Annotated in this window: 18 protein-coding genes; 14 read left to right on the top strand and 4 right to left on the bottom strand. The window is 33.7% G+C overall.

What is annotated here, in order from left to right; translation table 11 throughout:
• Nucleotides 1-3: 3 nt before the first annotated feature.
• Nucleotides 4-1,332 (bottom strand): signal recognition particle protein, encoded by a 1,329-nt coding sequence (ffh, locus tag ACFQ0I_RS13650; protein WP_379943166.1) that lies wholly within the window; start codon nt 1,330-1,332, stop codon nt 4-6.
• A 346-nt stretch (nt 1,333-1,678) separates the two neighbouring features.
• Nucleotides 1,679-3,460: a hypothetical protein gene (locus tag ACFQ0I_RS13645; RefSeq protein ID WP_379943165.1), complete on the bottom strand. Its 1,782-nt coding sequence runs from the start codon at nt 3,458-3,460 to the stop codon at nt 1,679-1,681.
• Between the two features lie 116 nt (nt 3,461-3,576).
• Here ACFQ0I_RS13645 and ACFQ0I_RS13640 point away from each other — a divergent pair, with 116 nt between their 5' ends.
• The 13 genes from ACFQ0I_RS13640 to ACFQ0I_RS13580 all read left to right on the top strand — a co-directional run bounded on the left by ACFQ0I_RS13640 (nt 3,577) and on the right by ACFQ0I_RS13580 (nt 18,039).
• Complete coding sequence (locus ACFQ0I_RS13640) at nt 3,577-4,092, top strand: RNA polymerase sigma factor (protein WP_379943163.1); 516 nt, start codon at nt 3,577-3,579, stop codon at nt 4,090-4,092.
• A gap of 212 nt (nt 4,093-4,304) precedes the next feature.
• Complete coding sequence (locus tag ACFQ0I_RS13635; protein ID WP_379943162.1) at nt 4,305-5,204, top strand: FecR family protein; 900 nt, start codon at nt 4,305-4,307, stop codon at nt 5,202-5,204.
• Between the two features lie 37 nt (nt 5,205-5,241).
• Entirely contained in the window at nt 5,242-7,512 is a 2,271-nt protein-coding gene (locus ACFQ0I_RS13630; protein WP_379943160.1) for a TonB-dependent receptor plug domain-containing protein, read from the top strand.
• A 97-nt stretch (nt 7,513-7,609) separates the two neighbouring features.
• Nucleotides 7,610-9,757 carry a cation:proton antiporter domain-containing protein gene (locus ACFQ0I_RS13625; protein WP_379943158.1) on the top strand — a complete coding sequence of 716 codons (2,148 nt, stop codon included), beginning with the start codon at nt 7,610-7,612 and terminating at the stop codon, nt 9,755-9,757.
• Nucleotides 9,758-10,015: 258 nt separating this feature from the next.
• Nucleotides 10,016-11,656, top strand: a complete 1,641-nt coding sequence (locus tag ACFQ0I_RS13620) for a DUF1800 domain-containing protein (protein WP_379943156.1) — start codon at nt 10,016-10,018, stop codon at nt 11,654-11,656.
• 3 nt (nt 11,657-11,659) lie between these two features.
• Nucleotides 11,660-13,288 carry a DUF1501 domain-containing protein gene (locus ACFQ0I_RS13615; RefSeq protein WP_379943154.1) on the top strand — a complete coding sequence of 543 codons (1,629 nt, stop codon included), beginning with the start codon at nt 11,660-11,662 and terminating at the stop codon, nt 13,286-13,288.
• 55 nt (nt 13,289-13,343) lie between these two features.
• On the top strand, nt 13,344-14,093 hold the full coding sequence (locus tag ACFQ0I_RS13610; RefSeq protein WP_379943153.1) for a hypothetical protein: 750 nt from the start codon (nt 13,344-13,346) through the stop codon (nt 14,091-14,093).
• A gap of 160 nt (nt 14,094-14,253) precedes the next feature.
• Nucleotides 14,254-14,898: a hypothetical protein gene (locus tag ACFQ0I_RS13605; protein ID WP_379943151.1), complete on the top strand. Its 645-nt coding sequence runs from the start codon at nt 14,254-14,256 to the stop codon at nt 14,896-14,898.
• Nucleotides 14,899-15,166: 268 nt separating this feature from the next.
• Nucleotides 15,167-15,472: an ArsR/SmtB family transcription factor gene (locus ACFQ0I_RS13600; RefSeq protein WP_379943150.1), complete on the top strand. Its 306-nt coding sequence runs from the start codon at nt 15,167-15,169 to the stop codon at nt 15,470-15,472.
• A 51-nt stretch (nt 15,473-15,523) separates the two neighbouring features.
• The gene (locus ACFQ0I_RS13595) at nt 15,524-15,760 is read left to right on the top strand and encodes a thioredoxin family protein (protein ID WP_379943148.1); all 237 of its coding nucleotides are present in this window, start codon (nt 15,524-15,526) and stop codon (nt 15,758-15,760) included.
• A gap of 114 nt (nt 15,761-15,874) precedes the next feature.
• Nucleotides 15,875-16,852: a permease gene (locus ACFQ0I_RS13590; RefSeq protein WP_379943146.1), complete on the top strand. Its 978-nt coding sequence runs from the start codon at nt 15,875-15,877 to the stop codon at nt 16,850-16,852.
• Nucleotides 16,853-16,890: 38 nt separating this feature from the next.
• Entirely contained in the window at nt 16,891-17,331 is a 441-nt protein-coding gene (locus tag ACFQ0I_RS13585) for a nitrophenyl compound nitroreductase subunit ArsF family protein (RefSeq protein WP_379943144.1), read from the top strand.
• On the top strand, nt 17,332-18,039 hold the full coding sequence (locus tag ACFQ0I_RS13580) for an aromatic aminobenezylarsenical efflux permease ArsG family transporter (protein ID WP_379943142.1): 708 nt from the start codon (nt 17,332-17,334) through the stop codon (nt 18,037-18,039).
• A 93-nt stretch (nt 18,040-18,132) separates the two neighbouring features.
• Here the strand turns inward: ACFQ0I_RS13580 and ACFQ0I_RS13575 are convergent, their stop codons facing one another.
• On the bottom strand, nt 18,133-20,787 hold the full coding sequence (locus tag ACFQ0I_RS13575) for a valine--tRNA ligase (protein ID WP_379943141.1): 2,655 nt from the start codon (nt 20,785-20,787) through the stop codon (nt 18,133-18,135).
• 312 nt (nt 20,788-21,099) lie between these two features.
• Here ACFQ0I_RS13575 and ACFQ0I_RS13570 point away from each other — a divergent pair, with 312 nt between their 5' ends.
• Entirely contained in the window at nt 21,100-21,522 is a 423-nt protein-coding gene (locus ACFQ0I_RS13570) for a DUF1573 domain-containing protein (RefSeq protein WP_379943139.1), read from the top strand.
• A 48-nt stretch (nt 21,523-21,570) separates the two neighbouring features.
• On the opposite strand, the gene ACFQ0I_RS13565 is transcribed toward ACFQ0I_RS13570, so the two are convergent.
• Complete coding sequence (locus tag ACFQ0I_RS13565; RefSeq protein WP_379943137.1) at nt 21,571-22,923, bottom strand: aspartyl protease family protein; 1,353 nt, start codon at nt 22,921-22,923, stop codon at nt 21,571-21,573.
• Between the last annotated feature and the right edge of the window lie 68 nt (nt 22,924-22,991).

Below are 22,991 nucleotides of genomic sequence, written 5' to 3'. Positions count from 1 at the left end.
AAATTACTTCATTCCTTTCATCATCTGCATCATCTTTTTGCCGCCGCCTCCTTGCATCATTTTCATCATTTTACTCATTTGATCGAATTGCTTTAAAAGCTGATTTACTTGTTGCACCGACGTTCCAGATCCTTTACCTATACGTTGTTTTCTACTTGCATTGATAATTCCAGGATTACTACGCTCTTTTGGCGTCATGGAATGTATAATGGCTTCGATACCTTTAAAGGCATCGTCATCAATATCAACATCTTTTAACATTTTTCCAGCACCAGGAATCATCCCCATAAGGTCTTTCATATTCCCCATTTTCTTAATCTGCTGAATTTGCTTTAAGAAATCGTCGAATCCAAATTGGTTTTTGGCAATTTTCTTTTGAAGTTTACGTGCTTCTTCTTCATCAAATTGTTCTTGAGCACGTTCTACTAACGACACAACGTCTCCCATCCCTAAGATACGGTCTGCCATACGTGCTGGATAGAACACATCAATCGCTTCCATTTTCTCGCCAGTACCAATAAACTTGATTGGTTTATTTACAACCGACTTAATAGAAATAGCTGCACCACCACGCGTATCACCATCTAATTTGGTAAGGATAACACCATCAAAATTCAACACATCATTAAATGCTTTTGCGGTGTTTACGGCATCTTGTCCTGTCATAGAATCTACAACAAACAAGGTTTCCTGTGGTTGGATAGCTTTATGAATATTCGATATCTCGGTCATCATCACCTCATCAACGGCTAAACGACCTGCGGTATCTATAATTACTACGTTATAACCATTGGCTTTTGCGTGTGCAATACCTGCTTTAGAAATAGCAACAGGATCGTTATTACCTCTATCGCTAAAAACCTCAACCCCTATTTGATCTCCAACAACATGTAATTGGTCTATTGCCGCTGGTCTGTAAACATCACAAGCAACTAATAATGGTTTTTTAGATTTTTTTGTTTTTAGATAATTAGCCAGTTTTCCAGAAAAGGTTGTTTTACCAGAACCCTGTAAACCAGACATTAAAATAACGCTTGGATTACCCGATAGATTAATACCTTCGGCATCGCCACCCATCAGTTCGGTTAACTCGTCTTTTACAATTTTAACCATTAATTGCCCTGGTTGCAGAGTGGTTAAAACGTTTTGACCAAGTGCTTTTTCTTTAACCCGAACGGTAAAATCTTTGGCTATTTTAAAGTTAACATCGGCATCTAACAATGCACGACGTACTTCTTTTAAAGTTTCGGCAACATTGACTTCGCTTATACTTCCGTGGCCTTTTAATACGTGTAAGGCTTTATCTAATTTATCGCTTAAATTATTGAACATAGTTCAGTTTTATTTTTAAAAATGCAAAGTTAATGATTTGAGACGTATTATTGACTTCGATTTTTATAAAATTGACACTTGATTTTAAGCTTGTTACTACTTTTTATGGGGTTGACAAATGCGCTAGGGATAGTAACGGAAAGCCCACAGCGATCCCGATAGTTATCGGGAGTGCGCGGACTTGTAGTGAATAGCCCGACCCTTGGGGAGCGCCCTAATAAATATTTATAATTAAAAAAAGGTTGCCAAAACTGATGTTTGACAACCTTTATAAAGGGACTTCTACTTAATAATTAACCTAACCAACCGAAAAAATGGACTTCCCTTTAATTTCTAAAATCAATAACTAATTTTTCTTTTCAATAATTAATAATCTTTCTACAGTTCCAGTAGAACTATAATCTTTTAATTCGATTTTAGTAGTACTTACACTTTTAACTTTCCATCTATTGTTTAGCTCATTAAACGGTGCTTGATCTTTAAAATACAAGCCAAGGTATAAGCCATCATTTCTATAGGTTAACCAAGAACCTACTAAAAGTTTATTAACTGGTGTTGTATTTGGATCGATTGTATTTGTAGCTTCTACTCTACCGGAGATCATGAAATCCATAGTGTAATTTTTAAACTGTTCTGTTGGATCTATCACATGTACTAAGCCATCATCGTATTTTGTAACTTCCCATTTTCCGCTTATTAGTATGGCATCAATAAATTTTAAATCGTCGTCAACATCAGGACAATGTCTTTCTAATATCATTTTATTGTTCTCATTTTCAAGTTTTATTAAACCTGGCTCTAAGAAGGTAATTAACCATTCTAATTTTAAATCTGGTCTGCCATCGAGTGTAATTTTTAATATGTAGCCAATATTTCGAACGCCAACTTCATAAGTACCAGAAACAAACTCGCCATTTACACGAATCTTCACCACGTTATTAGCGAAGAATTTTAATGGAGTTCCTATATAATCTTTTTCATTATCGTTACCATTAACGCTTAGTCGCGCCACTCTCCAATAACATTCTTGCAAGTAACTTTCAATACGCTCTTTTGTATAATCGATAACAATATCACAATTTTTCTTCAAGATGATTTTGTTTCCTCCGGCTTGATACAGTTTGATTTTTCCTGGTTCAAGATCGTAAACAAACCATTCTAATGTGAAATCTACTAAGGTATCGAAGTCTAATTTAATTAAAGCACCGTTGTTTGTTACGCGGGTTGTCCAGGTTCCTGTTAGCATATCGCCATTTCTAGCACGCACTTTAACAACGTTATCATCTTTAAAAATTATAACATATTCGCGGTAACTATTACTTAAGCTAGCGGAATTTCTTTGGAATTCGTAAACTACCCAAGGACAGGTTTTTAATAGGGCATCTAAACGTTCTTTAGTGAAATCGTCGTCGCCATAATCGTTATTATCATCTTCATTACAGGCATCTTTGGCTTCTTTAATGGTAGCTTCTAACTCAGCATTATTATTTACAACAATAGTCGTACCATCTGCCAACTCCATGGTTACCGGAAAGTTTAAACTAGCAAAAACCTCGGCATTTCTAACGCGTTTTATAAACTGGTATAAAGCTCTATCGCTTTCTATAGTAACCACGTTAACAACCTGAAATTGTGTGTTGTAAACTGAAAATGAAATTGGATATTGGAAATCGATACATTCAATATCATCATCTTCTTCATTTTCACCTTTACATGTTTTTATTAATTCGATTAATTCCGCACGACTATTAATCGTAATTTCGGTATAATCAGCAGAAATAATTTTTATTGGATATTTAATTTCAAGATAATCATCATCATCTTCAAACTTATTATAAATAGCTTCAATTTGCTTATAATCTTCCTTAGAATCTATAATAATTTCAATACCATTAACAACCACTGTTACTGGTAATTCTACAGACAAACAACTTGCTTGGTCTATAATATTATCGGCAGAACCATCCATTTTAGCTGTGGCGCTAATCATAGTTGTTAATTCTGAAGTAGCAACCAGTGCTTCGGCTTCTGTTGGCTCTGTAATATCAATTACTTCATCTTGACATGAGGTAAACAACATTAGGGCAAAAAAGGGCAATAGTAATAATGTTCTCATTTTAGTTTTCATGATTGTTGATTTTTTGGATTTAACATAGCTTTTTAAATATAAAACAAGATAAACTCAAAAATTCCTACCCTATGTTTCGTTTTTTTTTATTTTAGTGAAACCAACTACCCAAAATCATGGAGAAACCACTACAAGAAAATATTTGCGAAGAGCGTTTGTTTTCTTCCATATTTAATAAATACGCTAAAGATTTACATAACTTCTTATATTATAAGTATGGCGAATTACTAAACCCAAAAGATAAAGTACAGGAAGCTTTTGTAAAATTATGGGAAAATTGCGCTAAAGTAACAGCAGATAAAGCGAAGAGTTTTGTTTTTACCACAGCCAATAATTTAATGCTGAATGAAGTAGCGCACCAAAAGGTAGTTTTAAAGCATCAAAAAATAAAAACAAAAATGTATACCAATGAGAATCCTGAGTTTTTAATGCAGGAAACCGAGTATATGAATAAACTACAAAATGCCCTGGCTAATTTAACCGATGCACAACGCGAAGCTTTTATGATGAATCGGGTTGAAGGCAAACGCTTTAAAGAAATAGCAGAGATTTTAGATATTTCGACCAAAGCGGTTGAAAAACGCATTTATGGGGCGTTGGAGAAATTGCGGAAGGAAATTAAGGAGTTGTAGGGTTAGATGGTTGATGGTTGATGGTTGATGGTTGATGGTTGATGGTTGATGGTTGATGGTTGATGGTTAGAAAACTAAACTTTATTACTTTAAAACTTTGAAACTTTGAAACTTTGAAGCTTTGAAACTTTGAAACTTTGAAACTTTAAAACTTTTTTTAAAAACAGGGTAGGGAAAATTAAAAGTTAACTGTTATATAATTGAATATCGACATGATGAACAGAGAAGAATTAATATCGAAATGGTTAAATAACGACTTAAATGATCGGGAGTTTGAAGCGTTTAAAAAGCTGGAAGACTACGATGATTTAGTTAAGTTATCTGATAGTTTACAGGCTTTTAAAGTTGAAGACTTTAACACTTCTATGGAATTAGATAAGGTATTAAAAACCATTAAGTCTTCTAAAAAGCAGTCATTTAATTGGGTAAAACCATTTATGCGAGTAGCGGCAATACTAGCTATTTGCTTTAGCTTATACTATTATACAACGACATTAGACACTAAAATTGCAACAGAGTTTGCTCAAAAAACCACTATCGAGCTTCCTGATGCATCCAGTGTATCGTTAAATGCAAAATCCCTCTTAGCATTTAATAAAAACGCATGGAAAAACGAACGCGAAGTAACGCTCGAAGGCGAAGCTTTCTTTAAAGTTGCTAAGGGTTCGTCGTTTCATGTTAACACAAAATCTGGAACCGTAAAGGTTTATGGCACTCAATTTAATGTTAAACAACGGGACGATTATTTTGAGGTTATTTGCTACGAAGGTTTAGTAGGCGTTATTTACAATTCTCAAGAAACTAAATTAAAACCTGGCGACAGTTTTTTAATTATTGATGGGAAACAAATTGCTAAAGAAAAAGAAAATCGCACTACACCTTCGTGGTTAAATAACGAAAGCACCTTTAAAAGTTTACCTTACAAAGAAGTTATCGCAGAATTTGAAAGACAATACCATGTAGATATTAAATTAGTAAACATAGATGCTAACCAACTATTTACAGGTAGTTTTGCGCACAATAACTTAGAGATTGCTTTAAAGGCAATTACCCTACCTTTACACGTTACATATAGTAAAACAAACCATACTATAACTTTAAAAGGTGAGTAGAAAAGGGTTCCTTTCTCTTATATATTTTCTCTTTTTTTTGAATGCTAACATTTTACAAGGACAAGCCATTCAAAAAGAAAAGCAACCTCTTATTAGCATTTTAAAAATTCTTGAAACGCGTTACAGCATCAGTTTTTCGTTCGCAGACGAAACCATTAAAAATAAAGAAGCTAAACTTCCGGAAGCTGAACTTTTGCTAGATGCCGCTTTAGAATTACTTCGAGCTGAAACAAAATTAGACTTTGAATTATTAGACAATCGATTTGTGGTGATAAAAAAACGTATCAAATCTGAAACGCCAGAATTTTTAACCCAACGTCTTGAAGAAGTTATCATTCACAATTATCTTACCACCGGTATCACAAAATTTAATGATGGCTCGATAACCATAAAACCCGAATCTTTTGGTATTCTTCCAGGATTAATAGAACCCGATGTTTTGCAAACTATTCAAGCGCTACCAGGGGTTTTAAGTACCGACGAAACAGTTTCAAATATTAACGTTCGCGGTGGTACGCACGACCAAAATCTGTTGCTTTGGGATGGTATTAAAATGTATCAATCGGGGCATTTTTTCGGATTAATTTCCGCCTTTAATCCATACACTACAAAGCGCGTAAACATATATAAAAATGGGACAAGTGCGCAATATGGCGACGGAATCTCCAGTGTTATCGATATACAATTACCTAACGATATTGATAATGAATTTAAAGCTGGGTTAGGCTTTAATTTAATTAATGTGGATGGCTTTGCGAAAGTGCCACTCTCAACAAAATCAGAATTACAAATCTCTTCTCGACGTTCTGTTACCGATTTAATTTTAACCCCGACATACGATCAATATTTTAAACGTATTTTTCAGGATTCCGATTTAACAAACACCAACCGAAATTCCATTTCGCAAAACGAACAGTTTTATTTTTATGATATTAATGTGAAATTTTTATACGACCTCACAGAAAAAGACAGAATCAGATTTCACTTTCTAAATGTAAATAACCGTTTAAATTACGATGAGCAATCCACCATAAACGACAGAAACGAAGCTTTTAACAGCAAACTTTCCCAACAAAATATTGCTACCGGAATTACCTATACTAAAGATTGGAATGCATCGCTTACAACCAGCTCACAAATTTATGTATCTAACTACGATTTAGACGCTACCAACTACGACATTACCAATAATTTAAGACTTATTCAGGAAAATGAAGTTTACGATGGCGCCGCTAAGATCGCTATTAATTACGCACCCAATTATCAGTTCAAATTAAATGGCGGCTATCAATTTACCGAAGTTGGCATCAGTAATTTAGAAGACGTTAATAACCCTGCCTTTAGAAGTTTTATAAAAGAAGTAATTCGTTCGCACGCAGTTTATGCCGAATCTGCTTTACTTTCAAACAATGCTAAAACAAATTTAAAAATAGGCGCTCGGTTAAATTATTTTAACAAATTTGATATGCTTTTGGCAGAACCTCGATTGAGTTTTAGCCAACGCTTCTTAAATGATTTCAGAATTGAAATTTTGGGTGAATTTAAAAGTCAGACTACCACACAAATCATCGATTTACAAAATGATTTTTTAGGAGTTGAAAAACGTCGCTGGGTATTATCAAACAATAGAGACATTCCTGTTTTAAAAAGCAAACAGGCTTCAGTAGGCATTCATTATAACAAAAACAACTTATTAATAAGTGCCGAAACTTACATAAAAAAAGTTAAAGGAATTACAACCAGAAGTCAAGGATTCCAAAACCAATTTCAATTTGTAAATAGTATTGGAAGCTATGAAATAAAAGGTATCGATTTTTTACTAAACAAACAGTTTAACTCCACGGTAAGCGCCTGGGTATCTTATTCTTACAACACTAATAATTACACGTTTGATGCTCTAAATGATGGCAAACCCTTCCCCAATAATGCCGATATTAAACACGCGGTAGATTTTGCAGGTACTTTTACGCATAATAACTTGAAATTAGCCTTAGGTTTAAATTGGCACTCTGGCAAACCAACCACACTTCCAGAACCTAATAACACCCCAAGCAATAACGAAATTGTTTATTCAAATCCAAATAGCTCGAATTTAAAAGACTACCTGAGAGCCGATTGTTCTGCGACTTATAACTTTAATGTTTCAGAAACTGCCAATGCAACAGTAGGTGCATCTATTTGGAATATTTTCAACAAAAAAAATATTATCAACCAATACCATTCGGTAAATGATAATAACGAGATTGTTAAGATTGAGAATCAATCTTTAGGCATCACTCCTAATGTGAGTTTTAGAGTTAATTTTTAACACTCATTTCCCTCTTAAAATATAAATGGGCTGCGCCATTAAATTTTAACAAACCAAACAAACCATTTACTATATTTGGCTGCAAAACACGAGGGTTATGTTATTATTAAATATTTTAGATACTTCACTCCCATTTACCAATCCGGTATTAAAGTTCTTTATCATTTTAATAATTATTTTACTAGCTCCTATACTTTTAAATAAACTAAGAATTCCTCATATTTTAGGGCTTATTGTTGCTGGAGCTATTATTGGACCTAACGGATTTAATCTATTACTTCGCGATAGCAGCATTATACTATCTGGTACGGCAGGACTACTCTATATTATGTTTCTAGCTGGATTAGAAATTGATATGAACGAGTTTAAAAAGAACAAATTTAAAAGTTTGTTGTTTGGTCTGTTTACATTTAGCATTCCCATGACGTTTGGTGTTTTAGTGGGCGTTTTTATACTCAATTTCAGCATGCTCACATCGGTACTTCTCGCCAGTATGTTTGCATCGCACACGCTAATTGCCTACCCTATTTTAGGTAAATTCGGAATTACAAAAAATCGCGCTGTCAACCTAGTAGTTGGCGGTACCATGATAACCGATACGCTGGCGCTTTTGGTACTCGCCGTAATAGTTGGCATGACCAAAGGAACTGTGAATAGCGAATTTTGGATTCGATTAATTATCTCAATTCTAATCTTTGGGTTTATTGTATTGCATATTTTCCCAATTTTAGGTCGTTGGTTTTTAAAACGATATCAAGACCATATATCGCAATACATTTTTGTTTTAGTAATTCTTTTTCTTGGGGCATTTTTAGCCGAAATTGCAGGTATTGAAGCTATTATTGGAGCATTATTGTCTGGTTTTGCTCTTAATAGATTAATCCCATCCACCTCGCCACTCATGAATCGTATTGAGTTTGTAGGTAACGCTATTTTCATTCCTTTTTTCCTTATTGGAGTAGGCATGTTGATTGATTACCGCGCCTTTTTTACAGATTCTGAAACTATTTTAGTCGCTGTGGTCATGACGATAGCCGTAACATTGGCAAAATTTATTGCAGCATGGGCAACACAGAAATCGTTTAGATTCTCGGTAGATGAGCGTCGCATTATTTTTGGATTAAGCATCGCGCATGCCGCCGTTACCTTAGCAACCGTATCGGTAGGTTACAACATTATTATTGGCGAAACTGCAGCAGGCGAACCTATTAGATTGTTAGGTGATAGCGTTTTAAACGGTACAATAATTATGATTTTAGTAACCTGTACTATTTCTACCTTCGTGGTACAAAAAGGCTCTAGAAACTTATCGTTATTTCAATCGACTGCTAAAGACAAAAAAAATGGTGTAAGTGAAGAAAAGATCTTAATCGCTATTAATAATTCTGAAACGGTTGAAGAATTAATTAGTTTAAGCAGTGTAATTAAGTCGAAAGAAAATAAAAATTCCTTGTATGCCTTGCACGTAATCAATAACGATACTACAGATGCGAATGCCGAAACCAGTGCTATTAAAATTCTAGACAAAGCCATTAAAATAGCTTCTTCTACAGATAATAATTTGAATAAATTGTTACGCTATGATAAGGATATTATGAATGGTATTTTAAATGTAGCTAAAGAACAAAAAGTAACCGATTTAATTTTAGGATTGCACATAAAAACCGATATCTCAGAATCGTTTCTTGGCAGTTTAACAGAAGGTGTGTTATCCAAAATAAATGCCACGAGTTTTATTTACAAAGCATTGCAACCCATAGCGACCATAAAAAGGCATATAGTTATCATGCCTAATAATGTAGAAAATGAAATTGGATTTCCGTTTTGGCTGTTAAATATCTGGAATATCGCCTACAATACTGGGGCTCAAATTATTTTTTACGGCACCGAACAAACAATTAAAGTTATTCAAAACGTTCATGAAGAACACCCCATTGATGCCGATTTTATAACTTTTAACAATTGGAAGAACACCAAAGCACTTTCAAATAATATTAAAATTGACGATAATTTAATATTTATTTTAACCAGAAAAGACGAACCCTCTTACCATAAAAACATAAAAAATATTTCGATTTTTATAAATCGTTATTTCAAATCGAATAACTTCATTTTGGTTTGCCCAATTATGAATACTATCGCGAATAACGAAGATATTGAGTTTAACAACCCGTCTTTAATGGAACCTTTGGAAAAGCTAGACGAAATTGGAAAAACCATCGCCAGCGTATTTCGTAAAAAATAAAATAGGGGCTTAATTTCATTATTTATTGAGGCCTAATAAGTGTTTTGAAATATCAAAAAATACGGATTTTCAATTTAGATATTAAAACAGCATCTAAAAGCTGACTACCAATCTTTTAGGTTATTTTTATTGTCAGTATTTGATTTCATTATTAGATGAAATACCATTTTATTTGTACAACTTGCCTACTTTCAACGAAAAAATCAGTTTTTTAAAAGACTAATTAATCTTTTTTTTACTTTGATAAAAAATTAAAGTATGGCATCACTTAAATCGTTAAGTACAAATTTAGATTTCCGAAAGGCAAAACACCTGCTTCGACGTGCTTCTTTCAATTTTACAAAAGAGCAATTAAATACATTTGTTGGCATGTCTGCTACGCAAGCTGTAACTAGTTTAATTTCAGTGGTACCAAACGCTTTACCCGAACCTTTCGACCCCTTACCAACAGAGGCTCCAGATGGGTTTTGGACCTCATCAACAGAACTCCCAAATTCATTTACAGGGCAAAGTAGAAAACGCGGCGTAGTTACCGCATGGTGGTGGTATAATGCTATGAAGCAAATCAGCTTAAAACATAAATTATCATTTTTCTTTCACACCTGCTTTACTGTTGGTAAAGACGATGGTGCCGGAGCCGCCACATATTTTTATGACTACATACGCTTAATGGATTTTTATGCTTTCGGAAATATTAAAACCTTGGCAAAAAAAATAACCTTAGATAATGCCATGCTCGATTATTTAGATAACACCCAAAACAACAAAAATAATCCAAATGAAAATTATGCCAGAGAATATCTAGAGCTGTTTACCATTTTAAAAGGAGAACAAATAGGTGCCGGAAATTATACAAATTATACCGAAATAGATATTCAACAAGCTGCAAAGGTGTTTTCCGGATTTAAAATTCAAGCCGATAGAAGCGCTATCGATCCGGATACCGGCATTCCAATGGGCTTTGTTAATAAAGATCAGCACGATACAAATAATAAAACATTTACTGCTGCATTTAATAATCAGGTAATTACAGGAAAAAGTATTGATGCCGAAATATTTGACGAATTAAACGATTTTGTTGAAATGGTTTTTGCGCAACCAGAAACTGCTAAAGCGTATTGTAGAAGATTATACCGCTATTTTGTAAAAAGCAAATGGGATGAGGAAGTTGAAACAGATATTATTACACCATTGGCTCAAATAATGATTAACAACGATTACGAGGTTTTACCGGTTGTTGAAGCTCTACTTTCTAGCGAACATTTTTATGATGCCGACGACAGTGATGCCACCGATGAAATAATTGGAAGCATCATTAAAAGTCCGATGCAAATGTTATCAGAGATATGCTCCATGTTTAGTGTCACGTTTCCTAACCCATCAACCGATGCTTTAAATTATTACTACAACTTCTTCTTCAGATTTCTTCATAATAGTTATTTTAAAGCTGCTGGAATGGATTTTTACAATCCAGACGATGTGGCGGGTTATCCTGCTTATTATCAAGAACCAGATTTTGATAGATATTGGTTTTCATCAAACACCATTATAGGAAGATACAAGCTTATTGAAAGTTTAATAGAAGGAAAAAACACCATTGGTTCGGGTAATATTTATGCGTCTTTAGATACCGTTCTGTTTGTTAAAAACAAAATTGCAAATGCATTAGACCCAAATTTGCTGGTTACAGAAATGGCCGACTTATTATACCCCGAAGCTATTGATGCCGATAGAATTACCTATTTTAAAACGTATTTAGTAGATGAAGGTTTCCCAGATTATTATTGGACCGGAGTATGGAATCAATACTTGAGCACCAATGATGATGTTACTGTAAAAACACGTTTAGATGCCTTGGTTATTGCAATGTGTAATGCAGCCGAATTTCAATTAATGTAAGTTATGAAAAGAAGAAATTTTATAAAACTTTCGGCAACTGCTTCCGTTATTGGTTTAACACCATTTCAATTGCAAGCAGCCTTAAAATCGTTTATGCCTTTTATGGAATGCCCAGACATTTCCAACAGAAAACTGGTTCTAATAAATTTAGCAGGCGCCAACGATGGGTTAAACACGGTGGTTCCACTAAATCAATATGATATTTACAGTAATTTAAGACCCACCATTAAGGTTCCTATTTCTGGATCGAATAAGTACATAAACCTTGATAACACACTAGCCGATAATCAACAAATTGGATTAAATCCCGCACTTATAGGCGTTAAATCGTTATATGATAAAGGGTACTTACGCATTATGCAGTCGGTGGGATATCCTTCTCAAAATAAGAGTCATTTTAAATCAACCGATTTATATTTAACAGGAAACGATGGTAACAGCCTTTTAAATGGTGAAGATTCTGGTTGGATGGGGCGTTTTATGGAATTATATTATGCCGATTTAATTGTAGAAACCTACCCGCTGGCCATCGAAATTGGCTCCAATAAAACATCGCTTGGTTTTCATGCTGAAGAAGCCCACGGATTATCTATAAACCTTACCGGACAAGATCCTGCTGGTTTCTATTCCGTTTTAAACGGGTTAGGAGGTGTACCGCCTTTAAATTTCCCAGATTCAGATTATGGTGATCAATTACGATTTATAACCAATACCGATTCCCTGTCTAATACCTATGCAGAATCTATTTCGAATGCTTTCAACAAGGGCAAAAACGACATTAGTTATCCTGATAACGATTTATCCGATCAGTTAAAAACGGTGGCTCGATTAATTAGTGGCGATTTAGAAACTAAAATATACATGGTACGCATTTCTGGTTTCGATACGCACGATGCACAAGTACAAGGTTCGGGTGAAGTTATAGGAAGACACTACGATTTATTATCGCAATTATCAGGAAGCATGGAGGCTTTTATTAACGATTTGGAAAGTCAAAATCTAGCTGATGATGTGGTTGGCGTTACCTTTTCAGAATTTGGAAGAAAAGCCGCTGAAAACGGTAATTTTGGTACCGATCATGGCGAAATAGCACCTATGTTTGTCTTCGGAAAACCCGTTGCAGGTGGTGTTTCGGGCACCAATCCAGATTTAACTGAGGCTACCAGTTATAATAATTTCCAATTAAAAACAGTTCAATACGATTACAGGCAAACATTCGCAACCTTACTACAAAATTTCCTTGGAGCGGACAATGCCATTATCGATGCCACCTTTTTCAATCATACATTAAATGATAGTTTTAATAATTTAAAAGTCGATGAAATTTTAAAAGGCGCCTACGATGTATCGAAAGGTTGTGTTGCAAACACCAATACCCCTAACGGCGAAAACAAATACTGGTTGGTGTATCCTAACCCTTTTAGAGATCTGGTTAATATATCAGGAATCAATGCCACCGAAACCATTACCTACAGAATTTATAACGCTTCAGGAGTTTTATTAAAAGAAAGAACCGATACCATGGTTGATGGTAAAGTCACCCTTTATTTAAATCGCTATAGCAGAGGTGTCTATTTTTTTGAAATTCTTTCGGGAAACAAAAAAGAAGTTCATAAGGTCATTAAAATATAAATTGAATATTTAAATCTCAAAATTCACAAATTTGATACAATTATTTAAACCATTTATGAAAGCCAGAAAAACAATTTTCACATTAGTCTTGCTTACTATTTTGTGTTCTGCATGTAATAGAGATTTAACCGAAGATATTATTTTCCCTTCAGTAACAGAAAACACCGAGTTTAAATGGTGGATATTAACCCATAAAAATTATGAAAGTCCTGGTATTTATTTATATAATGAAACCACCTCAACCATAGAACTTAAACTCGACCTACCCGAAAATTTAAAATCCCCTCATGCCCTAGCCTTCGATGGTGAATCCTTATGGGTTGGAGGTAACAGCGATAATGAATCTGTCTATCAATTAAATCCAGAAACGGGTGCCATTATTTCTGAAATTAAAAATATAAAGACGGAAGGTATTGCGGTATTAGATACATATTTATATTATTCTAGTGACCATGTAATAAACAAAATTGAAAAAAACGGAACGCTGATTGAAGCAATCCCAACAAAAAACTCATCCTATAACATTCCGGATATAGCGATTTATGGCGGTTTTTTATTTTACTTACGGTATTCGGAAAAAGAATCGGTTATAAAATTAAAATTATCGACCAAAACTGAAAGCGTAGTTCCCGGAATAATAAGTTCGGGCACCTATTGCTTAGCGGTTTTTAATAATGAAATAATTACCGTAACAGCATTAAATGAAATTAGCCATAATAACATAAAAACCGGAGCTACTATTTCAACCCATCCCACCGAAATTAAGGGTTGGATTACTGCCATAGCGCCTTATAGCCAAGACTAAAACCGCTAAATTTAAATCTTCAAAAGAGAGCATCAAAAACTTATTAAAAAATTTGATTTTGTAATAATTTTCAACTAGATTCGTTTTAGCGAAGATAAAGTCTTTAAAACAGACTAATCGCCTTATAATTGTGTACAATTATATAATTTTCGAAAAAAATATGGCAATCTTAGAAAGAAAGACTTCCGTTAAAAATCATTTAAGAATTAGTTTAAATCAGAAATGGTCAAACGTCGATTTTATCAATTTTTTCACTGCAATTCAAAACATTTATGAGCTATATATTCTAGGTGAGGAAATTAATTCAATCAAAGATTTTGAAAGTTTGTTTCAATCCGACCCAATTAAGGCATCATTGATCATAACTTATCTTGAACAGAATTTCATGAAATCTGATTCCACTATGATGATAAGTGGTAAAACTGAAACTAATTTATATACTAATAATGACTCTTTAAGGTTGAAGTTCTTAATAAAAAATGAATTACAAATAGTAAGAATTAGCTATGCATCACCTGGATTTGCAGATATAGGTGGTTTTGGCGCAGCAATTGGGCATGTAAAAGACTTAATTTTAAGATTAATCGACTTTTATGAAAATAGAAAATCCAATAAACTCGACAATGAACGAAAGGAAATTGAAAATGATATTCTTAGAATTGATAAAACAAAAAAAGTTCTTGAATTGTTAAGGGAAATAAACTATCCTGAAAGTAAAATTATAAAAATATTAGAAACGGAAAATAACTCTATAAAAGCATTAAAAAATTTAGTTGAATCTAAACAAATTGAAAACGCAGAATAAAATTGCAGATAAAACCTAATCTTTTACGAAATAATAATTATCTAACAACAAGTTAGTTATATATTTCCCAACCATAACTCAGCGAAATATATCATCCAACGAATGAAAAAAAAAATTAAGAACCTGACAAAAGTCAGTTTTCAGCCCAAAAACCAATCGTACATTTGCGATAAGCCATTAGAAGTGTATTATTACAACTCATACCGTTTTCAGCAAATTGCATCTGCTAGCTAGGAGGTAAACCAATAAAAACAACCTCTATAAGCATATGAAAAGAAGTTTAGAACACATAGAATACAAAGAAAATACCGAAACCTTGGCGAAATTCGCAAAAGCCTTAGGGCATCCAACGCGTATTGCCATTTTAAAACATTTAGAAAACCAATCGTGCTGCTTTACGGGCGATTTGGTAGATGTATTTCCTTTGGCGCAATCTACCATTTCTCAGCATCTTAAAGAATTAAAAAACGCTGGTTTAATTCAAGGAGAATTAAAACCACCCAAAATAAAGTACTGCATCAATCAAGAAAATTGGAACCTTGCAAAATCATTATTTCAACAATTTTTTGACTGATATTTTTTTATTAATTAAATCGTCTATTGGCGATAAACAAACAAATGTATTATGACCAAAGTAATTAAAATTTTAGGAACTGGATGTCCAAAATGCCAAACCATGACGAATCTTGTTAAAGATGTAGTTTCAGAAAACAACATTGATGCCTCTATCGAAAAAGTTGAAGATATCATGGAAATCATGAAATTCAATGTCATGACAACACCTGCATTAGTTATAGACGATGTTATTACCATAAAAGGACGCATCCCTTCTAAAGACGAAGTATTGGCGCTTTTAAATTAACAGCACATTAGTTTATAACATTTCAAATAAATAATTCTTCTTCTCAAATCTATTCGCGGTGGCTCATAAAAAGCAATCCATTCTAGATTTTGATATTACCATTGATACAAAAAAATGTTTGATTGGATACAACATATTGCAGATTGGTTTGTCTATGATGTCCTGAATCTAAATAAAGGTCAACATTTGGCAGAAGCCTTAAACTTCTTTATTTACGACACCACCAAAATTTTAATATTACTTTTTGTGGTTATCTTTTTTATGGGCATTGTAAACAGTTACTTCCCAATAGACAAGGTTAAAAATTATCTTTCAAGAAATAAATTATACGGACTAGAATACCTATTCGCAAGCCTTTTTGGAGTGGTTACACCTTTTTGTTCTTGTTCGTCCGTTCCGCTATTCATCGGGTTTGTAAGAGGCGGTATTCCGCTTGGCGTTACATTTGCTTTTTTAATCACTTCGCCTTTAGTAAACGAAGTTGCGGTAGGTCTCTTTATAGGCTTGTTCGGCGTTAAAACAACAGTTATCTATGTAATTAGTGGTATTCTTTTAGGCACTATTTCTGGGGTAATTCTTCAAAAGCTAAAGTTAGAATCCTATTTAACACCATGGGTGAAAGAAGTTTTAGCCACTGCTCAAAAAGAACAAGATGTCTTTATAGCCGAAAAACAAACCCTAAAACAAAGATTACCCATTATTTGGGACGAAGTAATAAAAATTCTAAAAGGTGTGGTGCCTTATGTTTTGGTTGGAATCGCCATTGGCGGACTAATGCACGGTTATATTCCGGAAGGATTTTTTGAAAAATATATGGCGAAAGATAATTTATTTGCGGTACCTATTGCCACCATTTTAGCAGTACCAATGTATTCTAACGCCTCAGGCATTCTACCGGTAGCTCAAGTATTGGTTGCAAAAGGCATACCCTTAGGTACTGCCATAGCATTTATGATGGGCGTGGTTGGACTATCATTACCAGAAGCCATGCTTTTAAAGAAAGTAATGACTTTAAAACTGATTGCCATCTTTTTTGGAGTTGTTACACTCTGCATCATTTTTTCCGGATATTTATTTAACATGATATTATAAAAATTAAAGATTTATTAAAACCAAAAAAACTTAAAACCATGAGTACAACAATCAAATTTTTAACAGCTTTAGCCTTTAGTTTAATACTAACTTCTTGCAACGGCCAAGGCAAAAGCAAAGACAATTCGCTAAATCATGCTATTTCTAAAATAGAAGTCATCGACTTTCATTCTACACACAGATGCATGACTTGCAATGCCATTGAAGCGAATGCAAAATACACTTTGAACACTTATTTTGCTAAAGAACTTAAAGAAGGAAAAATTTCGTTTAAAGCGATTAATGTAGATGAAAAAACTAATGAGAAAATAGCTGAAAAATTTGAGGCATCAGGTACATCTTTATTCTTAAATGTGATAAAAAACGGAAAAGAAACCCAAATAAATTTAACCGATTTTGCTTTTATGAAAGGAAACGACCAAGAAGCTTTTTCTAAAGAACTGAAATCTAAAATAGACACCCAATTAAAAACACTCTAAATGGATTTTTTACAAACTCTTTTAGAGAATTACAATTTTCCTATTTTATCTGCTTTTGTACTCGGACTAATGACCGCTATTAGTCCGTGTCCTTTAGCGACCAACATAACAGCCACTGCATTTATTTCTAAAAATATTTCCAGTAAACGGAAAGTTTTTTTGAGCGGATTACTCTATTCGCTTGGCAGAGGATTTAGTTACACTGCAATTGGTTTCATCTTATTTTTTGGTGCGAGCAAATTTCATATGGCGCGATTTTTTAACCAGAATGGCGAAAAATATTTGGGTCCTTTATTGATTCTAATAGGATTAATAATGCTAAACATTATTAAACTCAATTTTTTCGGAAAATCAAATTTTCAAGAAAAACTGTCAGAAAAATTTACAGGTAGAGGTTTATTAGGATCTTTTTTTATAGGTGTTATTTTCGCTTTGGCATTTTGCCCGTATAGCGGTGCTTTATTTTTTGGTATGTTAATACCCATCACAATCGCTACCGCCGACGGACTCTATTTACCTATAATTTTCGCATTTGGCACCGGATTACCCGTTATTCTTTTCACCTATTTACTGGCGTTCACAGCAGGTAAAGTTGGAATTTTCTATACAAGAATTACAAACATTGAAAAAATAATGCGAACCGTAGCTGGGGTTGTTTTTATAATAACAGGTTTGTATTATATTTTCATTTTTGCTGGTATATTATAAAAACCACCTAAATATTAAAACATATAAATGCAAACCATCTTTCCAAAGCCAACTACTTAGCTTTGCGACACTAAAATTAAGTACAAAAACCGACTAACCTAAACTCGCCAAACTCGCTTTTAAGGTTTCTATTTTAGCCAAGGCATCCGCTTCTTTGTTACGTTCGTTCGCAATTACTTGCTCTGGTGCGCCTGCAACAAAACGCTCGTTTGACAGCTTCTTTTGTACCGATTTTAAAAAGCCTTCGGTATAATTTAATTCTTCGGTTAGTTTTTTAATCTCAGCTTCTACATCAATGCTTCCTGCCATTGGAATAAAATACTCATTCGATTTTACTCTAAAAGTCAGCGCTCCATCAACGGCTTCATTAACGTAATTAATGCTCTCGAGGTTTCCTAACTTAACTATAACATCATCAAAAGCAGTGCTTGACTTTTCATTATTAATTACCGAAAAACCTATGGCATCTTTAAACGCAATATTTTTTTGCTTTCTGATGTTTCTAATACCCGAAATAACTTCCGAAGCAAATTCAAACTCAGTAATTAAAGCTTCATTTATTGGTTTAGCTTCTGGCCATTTGGCAACAATTAATGCTTCTTCTGGCGTTCTATCGGCTATATAATGCCAAATATCTTCTGTTAAAAATGGCATAAACGGATGCACAATTTTTAAGTTTTCTTCAAATATTGAGATAATTGCCTTATAAGTTACCACATCGATAGGTTGCTGGTATGCTGGTTTTACCATTTCTAATAACCAACCACAAAAATCGTCGTAAATAAGTTTGTAAATGGCCATTAAAGCATCGCTTAAACGGTATTTACTAAAATGGTCTTCAATTTCTATTAAAGCTTTTTGGAATTTCGATTGGTACCAATCGATGGCTATTTTACTCGAGTTAGGTTGCGGTATCGTTTCATTAATTTCCCAACCATCAACCAAACGGTAAGCATTCCAAATTTTGTTTCCAAAACCTTTTCCTTGCTGGCAAAGTGCTTCATCAAACATTAAATCGTTTCCGGCAGCACTACTTAATAATAAGCCAACACGAACGCCATCGGCACTGTATTCTTCAATAAGTTTTAAGGCATCAGGTGAATTTCCTAAAGACTTACTCATTTTTCGGCGTTGCTTATCGCGAACCAAACCTGTTAAATACACATTATTAAATGGTTTTTCGCCTTTATACTCGTATCCAGCAATAATCATACGGGCTACCCAAAAGAATAATATATCTGGACCTGTAACTAAATCGTTTGTTGGGTAGTAGTATTTAATATCGTCGTTTTCAGGATTTCTTATGCCATCAAACACGCTCATTGGCCATAACCAAGAACTAAACCAGGTATCTAAGGCATCTGAATCTTGACGTAAATCTTCTTTTGTTAATGGCGCTTCGACTGCGCTCAGCGTGACATGTAGTTTCTTATTGGCTAGTTCAACTGCTTCATCAATAGTTTCGGCAACTACAAAATCCTCTTTTCCATCGCCATAATAGTATGCTGGAATTTGTTGCCCCCACAATAACTGACGGGAAATATTCCAATCGCGAATATTCTCCATCCAATGGCGGTAGGTGTTTTCAAACTTCTTTGGAAATAATTTAATATCTGGATCTTCACCTAAAACCGCTTCGATAGCTGGTTTTACGAGCTCTTCCATTTTTAAGAACCATTGGTCTGATAATCTGGGCTCGATAACCGCTTTAGTTCTTTCGGAAGTCCCAACTTTATTAAGGTAATTCTCGGTTTTAACTAAGCTACCCTTTTCTTCAAGTTCTTTAACAATTTCCCTTCTTACAACAAATCTGTCTTTCCCTTGATAATGCAAACCAAAGCTGTTTAAACTGGCGTCTTCATTAAATATATCGATAACTTCCAGTTTATGCTTGTCTCCTAAATTTTTATCATTTTCGTCATGCGCAGGCGTTACTTTTAAACAACCTGTACCAAATTCCATATCCACATACTCATCTTCAATAATAGGAATTACTCTATTGCAAATAGGTACAATTGCTTTTTTGCCTTTTAGATGTGCAAAACGCTCATCATTAGGGTTGATACAAATGGCAGTATCGCCAAAAATGGTTTCCGGACGGGTTGTGGCAATGGTTAAAGTATCGCTACTTCCTTCAATTTTATATTTTAAAAAGTAAAGATTTCCCTGTTTTTCTTCATAAATCACTTCTTCATCAGAAAGTGTTGTTTTTGCCTCAGGATCCCAGTTTACCATGCGGTAACCGCGGTATATTAATCCTTTGTTATACAAATCGACAAACACCTTAATAACAGCTTCACTCATGTCGTCATCCATGGTGAATTTAGTTCTGTCCCAATCGCAAGAACATCCTAATTTTTTAAGTTGCTCCAAGATAACACCGCCATATTCGTGAGTCCAATCCCAAGCATGCTTTAAAAATTCTTCGCGAGATAAATCGTTTTTATCAATGCCCTGTTCCTTGAGTTTAGCAACTACTTTTGCTTCGGTAGCAATAGAAGCATGGTCTGTACCCGGTACCCAACAAGCATTTTTACCTTGTAAACGGGCACGACGAATTAACACATCTTGAATGGTATTATTCAACATATGCCCCATATGCAGCACTCCTGTTACGTTTGGTGGTGGAATGACAATGGTATAAGGTTCTCTTTCGTCTGGTTCTGAATGAAAATAATTGTGTTTCATCCAGTAATCATACCACTTGGTTTCTACCTGACTTGCATCATATTTTGAAGGTATTTGCATACTTTGGAATAGTTTTTGAATAATGAATCGCAAAAGTACTTATATTTCTTTTTCTGTGAAAGTTATAATACGGTTTGATAATATAGAAAATATCATTTTTTAACAGTAATTAATCCAATAGATAACAAGGAATATGTAAATTTGACTGAAGATATTCTGCCTTAAATATGCATTTCGTCTAATAAATTTGCTGTTTGTGGAAAAAATAAGTATGTTTGATTGAAAATAAGACATAAAAACAGTAGTAATTGAATAGCTTTTTATAATTGTTTTTTAGTCATAGAGAGTAAAAATTATAAATAACATAATAAAATGAAAAAATTAATTACAATTTTATTTATCGGATTAGTAAGTCTAGCTGTAAATGCTCAAGATAAAGTAGCTAAAATTGAATTCAAATCGGATACGATTGATTATGGAACGATTGAAAAAGGATCGAATGGACTACGTGTATTTGAATTTACTAATACAGGTAATGCACCATTAATAATATCGAATGTAACGTCTACCTGTGGTTGTACGATTCCTAAAAAACCGGACGGACCAATTTTACCTGGAAAAACTGGGCAAATTGAAGTGAAATACGATACTAACAGAGTTAGCCCTATTAGAAAAACTATTACTGTTATTTCGAATGCAGAAACACCAACAGTGGCGTTAAAAATTAAAGGCGAAGTAGTAAACCCTAATAGTTCAAGTGTTCTTGAAAAAACGAAAAGCGTCGTTCAAAAATAAAAATCTATCATTCTTAATAAATTTAAAAAGACCTAAACATATTCATGTTTAGGTCTTTTTTGTTATTGGAGATTGCAATGTAAAATCAAATTTTAATATCATACCATTTCTTTCAACTTCAAGTCTTATCTGCTTGCCTGTAGCTTCATAAAACTGATGTATAATTTGTTGTAAGGTGTATTGAGACGCATCCTTCCCGTTAATAGACAAGACAATGTCGCCAATCATTAAACCAGCATTAAAAGCAGGTGAATTTTCCCTTAATTCCACAATAGCATAGGCCGGTTTTAAAGTCAATTTATAGCGAACATCTAAAACAATACTTGTGTTGTTGTTTAATTCATTATCACTTTGCGCACTATAACTTTTAGCATCTAATTTGGTATCCTTTTCGCGTACAAGTCGTACCCCATTATGTGCTAATTCGATACCGCTTTTGTTATAACTGAATTTTTCTTTAAAAAAAGAATTCTTTTTAAATGTCACAATGCCTTTTTGATAATCAACAATTACATTAAACCGTTTTAAAATATTACCAGCAAGGGTGCCATTGCGTTCTTTTACATTTTTAGCGGTAGAGATGGAACTATCATCAGGATACGCTACATTGGAATTCTTCAATACAAAACTTTGTAATATTAAGGCATCAATGGTTGAACGCTTACCGTGAACACTTCCACCTAATCCGTAACCTAAAAAATCTTCAAAATAGGGATGCTCAATAACAATTCCTAAAGAATCATCTTCAAACAACCAAAGCGAATCACTTCCACCAGAATCTATTAACAATTTTACTGGAATTATTTTTTGCTTCACACTTACTTGAGCATTTATATAAGGTTTGTTATTGTAAAACTCTAAATTAAAAACTTCGCATTTCCTGCATTTCTTATATCTATATTTCTCAGGATTTGTTAATCGGATGTATTTGCTGCTGTAATTAATTTCAACCACCAGGTCTCTAAACACATCAAAACCAATTATTCCGTGAACCGGAAATCCAAGTCTAGGTGCAAAATTTAAATTAGAATCGAATATTTCGTATATATCCTGATTTAGTTTTAACGCATCGCCTATTTTAATTATATTGTTTTTGGATTTTATGGCCTTAACAGACTCCCCTTCTCCGAGTCCTCTTAAATAGATAGTTTCCGAATTTTTTAAGTTTAAGGTGTCAGAAATATTTAAAAAATTAAATATAATGGGCTTGCTTACACCGGTATCGAGTAAAAATGACAATTCCACGCCGTTTATTTCAACAGGTACAATTATTAGGTTGTTAACCAGTTTAAAATTTACTTTACTTGATTGTCGTTTATTTTCTACAACGAAACCGCGTTGTGCAAAACCATAGTGACAAAACAAAACGAACATCATAATTAAATAAAGTAGTTTTTTCATAAATTTCGTTACCATTTGTCATTAACAATTTACAACTCTTTGAAATACGAATATTATTTTAGTTAAAA

Source organism: Mariniflexile aquimaris (assembly GCF_042676825.1).
GTDB lineage: Bacteria > Bacteroidota > Bacteroidia > Flavobacteriales > Flavobacteriaceae > Mariniflexile > Mariniflexile aquimaris.
Note: the sequence above shows the minus strand (reverse complement) of the source record. Positions and strands in the feature narration are given on the sequence as shown.

Coding starts and splice junctions, on each gene's coding strand:
- ffh (WP_379943166.1), bottom strand. CDS start 1,332: ATGTTCAATAATTTAAGCGATAAATTAGATAAAGCCTTACACGTATTA.
- ACFQ0I_RS13645 (WP_379943165.1), bottom strand. CDS start 3,460: ATGAAAACTAAAATGAGAACATTATTACTATTGCCCTTTTTTGCCCTA.
- ACFQ0I_RS13640 (WP_379943163.1), top strand. CDS start 3,577: ATGGAGAAACCACTACAAGAAAATATTTGCGAAGAGCGTTTGTTTTCT.
- ACFQ0I_RS13635 (WP_379943162.1), top strand. CDS start 4,305: ATGATGAACAGAGAAGAATTAATATCGAAATGGTTAAATAACGACTTA.
- ACFQ0I_RS13625 (WP_379943158.1), top strand. CDS start 7,610: ATGTTATTATTAAATATTTTAGATACTTCACTCCCATTTACCAATCCG.
- ACFQ0I_RS13620 (WP_379943156.1), top strand. CDS start 10,016: ATGGCATCACTTAAATCGTTAAGTACAAATTTAGATTTCCGAAAGGCA.
- ACFQ0I_RS13615 (WP_379943154.1), top strand. CDS start 11,660: ATGAAAAGAAGAAATTTTATAAAACTTTCGGCAACTGCTTCCGTTATT.
- ACFQ0I_RS13610 (WP_379943153.1), top strand. CDS start 13,344: ATGAAAGCCAGAAAAACAATTTTCACATTAGTCTTGCTTACTATTTTG.
- ACFQ0I_RS13605 (WP_379943151.1), top strand. CDS start 14,254: ATGGCAATCTTAGAAAGAAAGACTTCCGTTAAAAATCATTTAAGAATT.
- ACFQ0I_RS13600 (WP_379943150.1), top strand. CDS start 15,167: ATGAAAAGAAGTTTAGAACACATAGAATACAAAGAAAATACCGAAACC.
- ACFQ0I_RS13595 (WP_379943148.1), top strand. CDS start 15,524: ATGACCAAAGTAATTAAAATTTTAGGAACTGGATGTCCAAAATGCCAA.
- ACFQ0I_RS13590 (WP_379943146.1), top strand. CDS start 15,875: ATGTTTGATTGGATACAACATATTGCAGATTGGTTTGTCTATGATGTC.
- ACFQ0I_RS13585 (WP_379943144.1), top strand. CDS start 16,891: ATGAGTACAACAATCAAATTTTTAACAGCTTTAGCCTTTAGTTTAATA.
- ACFQ0I_RS13580 (WP_379943142.1), top strand. CDS start 17,332: ATGGATTTTTTACAAACTCTTTTAGAGAATTACAATTTTCCTATTTTA.
- ACFQ0I_RS13575 (WP_379943141.1), bottom strand. CDS start 20,787: ATGCAAATACCTTCAAAATATGATGCAAGTCAGGTAGAAACCAAGTGG.
- ACFQ0I_RS13570 (WP_379943139.1), top strand. CDS start 21,100: ATGAAAAAATTAATTACAATTTTATTTATCGGATTAGTAAGTCTAGCT.
- ACFQ0I_RS13565 (WP_379943137.1), bottom strand. CDS start 22,923: ATGAAAAAACTACTTTATTTAATTATGATGTTCGTTTTGTTTTGTCAC.